Raw genomic sequence first — 9,149 nt, 5'->3', positions numbered from 1 at the left:
AGATGACAGTGCCGCTGGTGTTGCACGATCCCACTGCCTCTTTATGGCAGGCCAGTACGAGGAGGCATACAATGGCTTTGAGAAGGTCGTCACAAAAAACCCGGATTTCTACCCGGGATGGTACCTCCTCGGTGTCACGGCAGAGCGGCTTGGGCGGGTGAAACGGGCAGCAGAATGTTTTGACCACCTCCTCAAGCACGACTCAACCAATGCAAACGGCTGGTACCGCCGGGGACTTGCGATGATGAGCCTTGGCCGGTACAAGGAGGCGCTTGAGAGCTTCCGGAGGATGCAGCATCCCGATGGCACAAAGAAGGTCGCCTGGGTGACAAGCGACGGTGAGATGAGCCTCTTTGGGCGTTCATTCGATCAGGGCGGCACAGCACAGGATCCGATCGAGATCGATGCGAAGAATCTCGTCCTGATCGGCCTTCAGGCACGCTGCCTCGCAGGTGTCGGGCAATATGAAGACGCACTGAAGATGATCAACCGTCTCCCGCCTGAAGAGAAGAAGACGGTACAGATACAGCTGATATCTGCCGAATCAGAGGCTGCACTTGGGAATTATGCAGCAGCGATGCAGCACCTCGAAGCGGTCAGGGGCGATCCGCAGGCATTCTCCCAATCACGGCGCCTCTATGCAGAGATCCTGATGAAGAACCAGAGATACCGGGAAGCAGCTGAGATCTTCGGCCAGATCCTCTCAGATGATCCCGAAGATATCAGGGCACTCCGGCGCAGGGCAGAGGCGCAGATTGCGCTTGGCTCATATGCAGCAGCCGGAGAGGATCTCAAGGCGCTTATCGACCTCTCCCCAACAGACTGGCAGGCGATTGTGCTCCGCTCCGAACTCCTCTCTCTCACCGGCGATGCACGGGGAGCTCTCTCCCTCCTTGACGATCTCCCCGATAAACTCCGCAAGACTCCGTCTGTCAGGATGATCCGGGCCTCTGCGCTTGAAGCAGCCGGAAGAATGGAAGAGGCAACAGAGGAGCTGAAGCAGGTTCTGGTCGCCGATCCGGAACATGCCGGTGCCGTTCTCCAGACCGCAACCCTTGCGTACAGAATGGGCGATCTCGGCTATGCCGGAGAACTCATATCCCGCCTGAAAGATATCCCGGGGGAGACCGGAGGACTTGCCCTTATGCATGCGGAGATCCTCTCGGCAGTTGGGCAGTATGACGAAGCAATCGATGCCTTCACCGAATCCCTCTCATTCAACCCGGATAATCCCTCTGCATTGATCGGACGGGCAGATGCATTCAGGCGTGCAGGACAACCTGATCCCGCCCTCTCTGACTTAAACGCCGCCCTCTCCGTCGATCCAAAATCCCTCCATCTTCATGCCCTCTCAGGCAGCATCCTGATGCTCCGTTCGCGGTATGCAGAAGCAGCAGATGCCTTCAGGAGATCCGAATCCGATCTCTCACTCTCGTTAGCAGCCGAGTCGCTCATCCGCTCAGGGAGATATTCAGACGCACTCTCTCACTTCGAGAGCTACCTCTCTTCCCATCCCGACGATCCGACCGCCCTCTATCTCGCCGGGATGGCAGCAGAGCATATCGGGAAATACCATGCTGCCATCGCACATTACCAAAAGGTCAGGGATACCATCCCCGATGCAGAGTACCGGCTCGGCTCTCTCCTGAATGCAACCGGTGACTATGGCGAGGCAGAAACAGTCCTCGGACAATTCTGTGAACGCCATCCTGATGATATCGGGGGCTGGTGCACGAGGGCAACCGCATATGAACACCTGGGCCAGGATCAGCTCGCAGGCGATGCATACCAGGAAGCGATGAACCAGGGTGCGGAGAGCCCCGCACTCCTCATTGCAATGGAAGGCGTCCTCTCACGGCTTGGGCGGCTGGATGATGCAGCAGAGATCTGCCAGTCGATTGCACGGCAGCACCCGAATATTCCGATGGTCAACCGGCGGCTCGGCGAGCTGATGACGCAGCTTGGCCGATCCGGAGAGGCGGCCGATGCATACCGGAAGGCTCTCTCAGAGATGCCGGATGATCCGGTTCTCCTGATGGCAGCAACCGATGCACTCATGAAGGTCGATGCACAGAAAGAGGCTATCAGCAACCTCAAACATGCCGGGGAAGTCCATCCCGATGATCCCCGTATCTGGCGTGCAATGGGTGATGCGCTGACAGCAGATTCCGAATATGCACATGCGGTCCGGGCATATGATCGTGCCATCGCAACCGGCAATGCCCCACCAGAGGTGTACCGGGGCCGGGCACGGTCGCTGATGCTCTCAGGGAAGTGGAGCGAGGCATGCGATGCACTCTCCGAATACCTCCGTCAGGAGGATCACGATCTTGCGACATGGTTCGAACTCGGTGGCCTTGCAGAATCGGTCGGGGACCTGAAGCTGGCGGAGACGGCATACAAAAAAGCCGCACAGCTTCCGGGAGCCTCCTTTGCCCAGGCACGGGTGCTCTCTCTTCTCGGTGAAGACGAGCGGGCCCTCGCCCTTGTTGAGACCCTCCTTGCAGACAATCCCGATACGATAGAATACCTCAGGTTCTCTGCCTCCCTCTTCCTCAGGATGGGACGGTATGAAGAGGCGATCGACAGCTATTCCCGTGCCCTCAGGGTGAGGCGGGACGATCACCAGCTCACCAGAGGGTATGCATCTGCCCTCGAATCTGCGGGCCGGTATCATGAAGCAGTCGATATCTATTCACAGCTCCTGAAAGAGGAGCCTGCCGGATCATCAACGATCCACTCGATCGCCTCACTCCTCACGCATCTTGGAAAGTACCGTGAGGCCGCCCGCCAGTACGATGTGATCCTGGACGATCACCCCGATGATGTTGCAGCACTCATCCGCAGGGGATCCATTGCCGAGCGGCTCGGGCAGTTCGGCGAAGCGGTCGACTGGTATGAAAAAGCCCTCTCCATCGACTCGAAGAACGGTCCGCTCTGGAGTGCACGGGGATCGATCATGGTTGCCCTCGGCAGGTACAATGATGCGCTGAAATCCTATGACCGTGCGATCGATCTCTCCCAGAACGAGATCAATGCGTGGTACTGCAAAGGCCTCGTCTTAAATTATGTGGGGAAGAAGGAACAGGCGATGTCGTGCCTTGACCAGGTTACCGAGGAAGATCCTGAGCATGCACTCGCCTGGTACCAGAAATCACGGATCTATGACAGCATCGGTGAGCGGAAGGAGGCACTGAGCTGCCTCTCACGCGCCCTTGATATCGATCCCGATCTCTGAGCTATGCAGATCAGGATTATTGCTGTTGGGAAGGTGAAAGAGAACTGGCAGAAGGAGGGGATCGCGGATCTCATCCGCCGCCTCTCCCCCTATGCCACCATCACCGTCACCGAGGTGCCTGACCAGAAATACTCTTCAGCCGGCGAACAGCCTTCTGCCATCAGGAAAGAGGGTGCCGCTCTCCTTGCAGCAGCAAAAGATCCCGCTCTTTTTATCGGGCTCGATCCCGCAGGAAAAGGCATGCCGAGCGAGGCATTTGCCGATCTCCTCCGAAACCACGAGATCTCCGGGAGAGGCGATATCGCCTTCTGTATCGGGGGCGCAGACGGCCTCTCGGATGAGGTGCGTGACCGTGCCGTTCTCCTCCTCTCGCTCTCACAGATGACATTTACCCATACGATGGCCCGCCTTCTTCTCCTCGAACAGATCTACCGGGGATTTCGGATCATCAGGGGAGAGCCGTACCACAGGTAAAATAGGGGGATGGTCAGGCCATCCTGCGGTTGTGGCGGATCTGGAAGAGAACCATCACGATGAGCGATACCGGAAGGGCAATCACCAGCGGATTGCAGGCACTCCAGGGCTGTCCGAGTAAGGATGGCACGCCGAAGATGAACTGGGATAATCCAAGAACGCTTGATTCGGCTGCATGGACAAAGACCGTCCAGAGGAACCAGACGAGCGCTCCTGCCAGAAGCGATGCCTTTGCACCGATGATGCAGGGGGATTTCGAGGTGATCCCATTTACGAATGCGGGCAGGAATGCTGATGCACAGAGCCCCATGAAGATGACGGTTGCCCGTGCGATGATACTGCCGGGAAGCAGGAAGGCAACAAGGATGGAGATGACCATCATGATTATGATGCCCCGCCTGTTGACAGAAAGCGAGAGTGCACACTCCCGTCCGCGTCCCCAGACATCACAGGCAAGTGCTGTTCCCATTGTGTGGTAGAGTGAGCTCAGGGTTGACATAGCGGCACAGAGGAGCGTCAGCATGAAGATGATGACGAAGACATCCGGCATTGACTGTGTAATGAAGAGCGGAATGATCGAATCGATATTCCCGCCAGCAGCAGTGATCGCGATTTCCCCGCTCTGCTGGTAGAAATAGACGTTTGTCAGTGCGCCGACGGTGAATGCGACGCCGGTCATCATCAGGATGAAGGGGCCGCCGATCAGGGTTGCCCGGTGCAGTGATTTGTCATCCTTTGCGGTCATGAACCGGACGATCAGCTGTGGCTGGGCCAGAACTCCGATACCGACACCGAGCACCATCGTGGTGATAAGCGTCATCCAGATCGGGGATCCAAACGTCGGCATTGCAGTCCACCCGTTATGCCCGGCTGCGGCAAGCCCTTCAGGCACAAGGTGTGCCATATTGGTGAGTGCGGTATTTGCCTCCACGACACCGCCGAGATGAATATAGGTCAGGAGCAATAGTGCGCTCATGCCGATCAGCATGATGGCACCCTGCAGGGCATCGGTGTGCATCACGGCGATGAGCCCGCCGAAGACGACATATGCACCGACGATCAGGGCAAATCCAAGGAGTGCTGTTTCGTACGGGATTGAGAGCGTGACCTCGATGAACCGTGCCCCGCCGATCAGGATGGCCGCAGTATAGATCGGCATCGAGAGGATGATGATGATCCCACTCACATACTGGAGGAACGGGGATTTGTAGCTCTTTCCCATCAGGTCAGGGAAGGTATACGCAGAGAGCCGTTTGCCGGCCTCGCGGATCTTCTTGCCGAAGAAGACGAACGCGATGAAGATGCCGACCCCGATATTCAGGACAGTCAGCCAGATCAGCCCCATACCGAGGTTGGCTGCAACACCGCCGAACCCGACGATCGCGGATGTCGAGATGAAGGTCGCTCCATAGGAGAGCGCGATAACAACCGGATGGGTGTTTCTCCCGGCGACCATGTAGTCCTCCGCGACCTTCGTCTTCCGGTACCCATAGTACCCGATGCCGACGATCATCAGCAGGTAGATGGCGACAACTATCGAGAGTGTCAGGACATCAACTGCCATGTTCTGCGTCTCCATTGTTCCAGTTCAACAGACCATACAGTACACACAAGCCTGCGAACCCAATCGCAAGCAGATATGCAATCCAGATGTAGGGATCAGGAATACCAAACATGATGATAACCTCCGGTACCTCAGCAACTGCACGGGAGACCGAAAAATAAGGCGGTCTCCCTATCTAAAGAAGAAAAAGAAGTTGTCTGCTACGAATGCAAGAGCCAGTTCCCTGTATCCTGGTAGAGCAGACATGAGGTATCCACTTATTGTTATCATTTTCTCCTATATATATCAAGCCTATTTCGTTCTGAGACTGAGTGCAGCGGAGTTCATGCAGAACCGGCGGCCGTCCGGGGGAGGCCCATCATTGAAGACGTGGCCGAGGTGTGCTCCGCAGAGGGCGCAGAGTACTTCGTCCCTGATCATGCCTGCCGTTCTGTCAACCTGGATCCTGATATTCTGCTCAGATACGGCTCTTCTGAAACTCGGCCAGCCGGTGCCAGAATCGAACTTGTCGTCCGAGAAGAAGAGATCTGTTCCGCAGCAGGCACAGGCATACACCCCCTCAATATGGCAGTCATGGTATCTGCCGGAGAATGGCGCTTCTGTCCCCTTCCTCCGTGCCACGTCAAAGGTGAGCGGATCGAGAACGCTCTTCCATTCATTTTCTGTCTTCTCCACTGGCTCCATATCGATGAGCCTGCCATCCCGAACCGAAAAGATCTGAACCATAGAGGAGAGATGGATCCACCGGTATTTGAGATGATCGATCATTCACAATCGAGCGAACAATATATTATCGATCGGGTTCATCTATACATCAGGTATATTCATGAGGGCCAGAGATCGATCCGACTTTTCTTTGTATGGTACTGCTGCCGGGGTGCAGGCAGTCAGGAACCCTGTCCGGAGGCATATCCTCCAGCTGCTCGAAGGCGGGGAGATGAGCTTTGACGCAATCGTATCCTCATCCGGGCGGGCAAAATCAACTGTCTCCGCCCATCTCTCCTCTCTTGCCGATGAAGGGATCGTGGGCTCCCGTCCCGGTATGGAGGATGAGCGGAAGAAATACTTCTTCTTAACATCCCATTTCATCGGTGAACTCCAACCCGGAGATCGGATCGCAGATGAGATCAGTAATTATGCTTGTGAGTACCGGGAGGGGGCAGCCGATCCGTTCCATCTCTATAAGCTCATCTACCGCACCTTCCGTGTCTCTCTCCTCACAGAAGGAATATCTCTGGATCCGCTTCTGAGAAGATCAGGTGAAAAAGTCGGTGGAGCGGTCTATCCTGCGGTTGCAGGAGAGGATATGGAGGAATTCTGCCAGAATCTGGCAAACTTCTGGGATCAGCACCGTCTCGGGAGAATGGAGATCCTCTCGCAGGATCCGATCAGATTCTCAGTCTATGACTGCTTCGAATGTGTCGATCTCCCGCAGCTCGGCAAACCCGCATGTTCGTTTGATTCCGGCCTCCTCTCTCTCCTCTTCTCCCGGCAAACCGGCTCCCTCATGAATGCATTTGAGCGGGAGTGCTATGCAGCCGGGGATCCCTGCTGCACCTTTGAGATACTTCCAGTTCCCGAAAAATAACCCGTTTTGACCAGCAAGGTTATACCATCCCATGACATTTTTTGTTATGGTGTGAACCGATGATCCGAAAAGGTCTTTTTATTCTGTTGATAGCAACAGCCCTGCTCTTCGCAGCGGGCTGTGTCAGTGAACAGCCAGATGCACCGCCGCAAACCCCGGCACCGCCAGTGTCGCTGCATATGTTTGATGCAACCAATGATGGAGGGAGCTATACCTTCGAGCCCGGTGAGATAATCCGGATCACGCTCGCCGAGAACCCGACGACCGGGTACTCCTGGGATATGGCCGTTCCCGCAGGGCTCACCCTGAAGAGGGATGAATTCATCGCCCCGGATACCGAACTCGCAGGAGCCCCTGGCACGCATGTCTGGGAGTTTGAGGCTGGCGCTCCCGGCACTTACATCGTTGAAGGAAAGTATCTCCGGCCCTGGGAAGCAGATGCCGAGCCTGCCGAAACATTCACCCTGACGATCATTGTTGAGGCAGCCACGGAACCCACTTCACGGGTACTTGAGGTTGATGAGACAAACAATGGCGGCATGATCGGCTTTGATACAGGAATGCAGTTCAGAATCACGCTCGCCGAGAACCCGACGACCGGGTACTCCTGGGATATGACCATCCCTGAAGGGCTCACCCTGGTTTCCGATGAGTTCATCGCCCCAGATACCGAATTGATGGGTGCTCCCGGCACGCATGTCTGGCTTATCCAGGGGGATAAACCCGGCGAATACGTGGTTGATGGCAAGTACATCCGGCCCTGGGAAGCGGATGGCGAGCCTGCCGACACATTCACCCTTGAGGTAATGGTCGGGTAAGCATTCTGCCTTATTCTCCCAAAAATCCTCATTTCCCTCTTTTTCATCTCTTCGATCCATAGGAAGACCGCGATCGGCATCGTCAATGCTATTACTGCCATTGTGCAACAGTGATTATGCATCGCATCCTTTCCCTTGCCCTGATCGCTCTCTTTACGCTCACTCTGGGCTGCACTGCCATCGGCGACTTTGGAGAAGAAGCCGGGGATCAGATCGCTATCCGCGAACCCTATCCGCTCGCTTTCCATACGAGTTTTTACTCGCAGGGGATCTCCGATATCACCTTCATCCTCCATAACTCCGGCACAGATGACCGGTTCATACGGGCATCTGCCTGGTATGACGAGTTCAGCTCAAAGACCATCACAACGGTTGAGATCCCTCCGGATGAGACGATCGAACTCGATGTGATGATCGTCCTGAACGAAGAGAAAGTCCGTGCCCTCACGACCACCACCCTCTTCAACCTCGCATGGGTTGTCGAGGAATGGGATGGGGATAGCTTTGTCATCATAGAGGAAGGAACCGCCCCGATCGAGGTCTATCCGATGGATACAATGGTTTGGGAGATCTCGGATGGTGAGGGTGGCAAAATCGATACGACCGATTATATCGCTGTCTTTGTCACGCCACAGGCACCGGCTGTTCGCGAACTGCTGGTTGCATCAAAGGAGTATGTGGATCCCGCCTATGATCCGATGTACGAAACCCTCGGCCTCTCCCGGACCCTTGCCGGGTACCAGTTTGGTGACCTTCCTGAGGAGGCATGGTATATTCATACCGGCCTTCATGCGAAAGCCGTCTATAATGCCCTCAAATATACCTATGATGTCAGGTATCTCGATATGACGGCAAGCTTCGGGTCACTGGGGTATGTCCAGCGGGTGAATACGCCTGAAGAGTCGCTCCGTTCCACATCCGCAAACTGTGTGGACGGCTCCGTCCTCTTTGCCTCAGCCCTTGAGGCAATGGGGATCCACTCCTACATTGTCCTGACTCCCACCCATTCCTATATGGCATGGAAACATGATCCGAGCCCGGCCATTGCACCCGGATATGATAATCCGGGTGGCCTCCCGCTCCTCACCCCCGACGATCTCACCGCACTTGAGACGACGATGATCGGGGACTTTTCATTCGGGGAGGCAGTTGCCTATGCCGATGAACAGCTCAGAAAAGACTGGGATTTGTTCAATGACTTTGAGAACCCCGATGCCCATGAGTACCGGCTGATTGATATCGGGTATGCACGGGAAGAGGGGATCTACCCCCTCCGGTGAATGTTCTGGATCAATCAGATCAGATCCGGCTTGAAGATCTCAGCGGGGAGAAAAGCTACAAGAGAGAGGAACTACCACATACATACAAATGGCTGAAGAGAAGCGTCTGACACGGTCAAAGACAAACCGGCTCCTGGCCGGCGTATGCGGAGGGATTGCAGAACACTATGGATGGGATCCCTCGCTC

General features: G+C 55.7%; 9 protein-coding genes. 6 read left to right on the top strand and 3 right to left on the bottom strand.

All coding sequences use genetic code 11. The annotated features are described in order from the left end of the window. A partial coding sequence (locus QCH34_RS02435; protein ID WP_300329523.1) for a tetratricopeptide repeat protein occupies positions 1 to 3,238 on the top strand: 3,238 nt, incomplete at its 5' end. 3 nt (positions 3,239 to 3,241) lie between these two features. Further along, complete coding sequence (locus tag QCH34_RS02430; RefSeq protein WP_300329519.1) at positions 3,242 to 3,712, top strand: 23S rRNA (pseudouridine(1915)-N(3))-methyltransferase RlmH; 471 nt, start codon at positions 3,242 to 3,244, stop codon at positions 3,710 to 3,712. Between the two features lie 13 nt (positions 3,713 to 3,725). Here QCH34_RS02430 and QCH34_RS02425 read toward each other — a convergent pair whose 3' ends face one another. From QCH34_RS02425 to msrB, 3 genes are all read right to left on the bottom strand, one after another. Beyond that, positions 3,726 to 5,276, bottom strand: a complete 1,551-nt coding sequence (locus tag QCH34_RS02425; protein WP_300329516.1) for a sodium:solute symporter — start codon at positions 5,274 to 5,276, stop codon at positions 3,726 to 3,728. Further along, on the bottom strand, positions 5,266 to 5,388 hold the full coding sequence (locus tag QCH34_RS02420; protein ID WP_255331701.1) for a symporter small accessory protein: 123 nt from the start codon (positions 5,386 to 5,388) through the stop codon (positions 5,266 to 5,268). The genes QCH34_RS02425 and QCH34_RS02420 overlap by 11 nt, the downstream gene beginning before the upstream one ends. 179 nt (positions 5,389 to 5,567) lie before the next feature. Further along, positions 5,568 to 6,002 (bottom strand): peptide-methionine (R)-S-oxide reductase MsrB, encoded by a 435-nt coding sequence (gene msrB, locus QCH34_RS02415; protein WP_300329510.1) that lies wholly within the window; start codon positions 6,000 to 6,002, stop codon positions 5,568 to 5,570. Between the two features lie 100 nt (positions 6,003 to 6,102). Here msrB and QCH34_RS02410 point away from each other — a divergent pair, with 100 nt between their 5' ends. From QCH34_RS02410 to QCH34_RS13295, 4 genes are all read left to right on the top strand, one after another. Next, the gene (locus tag QCH34_RS02410; RefSeq protein WP_300329507.1) at positions 6,103 to 6,864 is read left to right on the top strand and encodes a V4R domain-containing protein; all 762 of its coding nucleotides are present in this window, start codon (positions 6,103 to 6,105) and stop codon (positions 6,862 to 6,864) included. 59 nt (positions 6,865 to 6,923) lie between these two features. Beyond that, the gene (locus QCH34_RS02405) at positions 6,924 to 7,682 is read left to right on the top strand and encodes a protease inhibitor I42 family protein (RefSeq protein ID WP_300329505.1); all 759 of its coding nucleotides are present in this window, start codon (positions 6,924 to 6,926) and stop codon (positions 7,680 to 7,682) included. 116 nt (positions 7,683 to 7,798) lie between these two features. After that, positions 7,799 to 8,962, top strand: a complete 1,164-nt coding sequence (locus QCH34_RS02400; RefSeq protein WP_300329502.1) for a hypothetical protein — start codon at positions 7,799 to 7,801, stop codon at positions 8,960 to 8,962. Between the two features lie 88 nt (positions 8,963 to 9,050). Next, positions 9,051 to 9,149: PspC domain-containing protein (locus QCH34_RS13295; protein WP_366898235.1), on the top strand; the 99-nt coding region annotated here is incomplete at its 3' end.

The organism is Methanocalculus sp. (genome assembly GCF_029762515.1).
Classification (GTDB): Archaea; Halobacteriota; Methanomicrobia; order Methanomicrobiales; family Methanocorpusculaceae; genus Methanocalculus.
The sequence above is the reverse complement of the archived record's forward strand: the minus strand, read 5'-3'. Positions and strand labels throughout refer to the sequence as shown.

Coding starts and splice junctions, on each gene's coding strand:
- QCH34_RS02430 (WP_300329519.1), top strand. CDS start 3,242: ATGCAGATCAGGATTATTGCTGTTGGGAAGGTGAAAGAGAACTGGCAG.
- QCH34_RS02425 (WP_300329516.1), bottom strand. CDS start 5,276: ATGGCAGTTGATGTCCTGACACTCTCGATAGTTGTCGCCATCTACCTG.
- QCH34_RS02420 (WP_255331701.1), bottom strand. CDS start 5,388: ATGTTTGGTATTCCTGATCCCTACATCTGGATTGCATATCTGCTTGCG.
- msrB (WP_300329510.1), bottom strand. CDS start 6,002: ATGGTTCAGATCTTTTCGGTTCGGGATGGCAGGCTCATCGATATGGAG.
- QCH34_RS02410 (WP_300329507.1), top strand. CDS start 6,103: ATGAGGGCCAGAGATCGATCCGACTTTTCTTTGTATGGTACTGCTGCC.
- QCH34_RS02405 (WP_300329505.1), top strand. CDS start 6,924: ATGATCCGAAAAGGTCTTTTTATTCTGTTGATAGCAACAGCCCTGCTC.
- QCH34_RS02400 (WP_300329502.1), top strand. CDS start 7,799: ATGCATCGCATCCTTTCCCTTGCCCTGATCGCTCTCTTTACGCTCACT.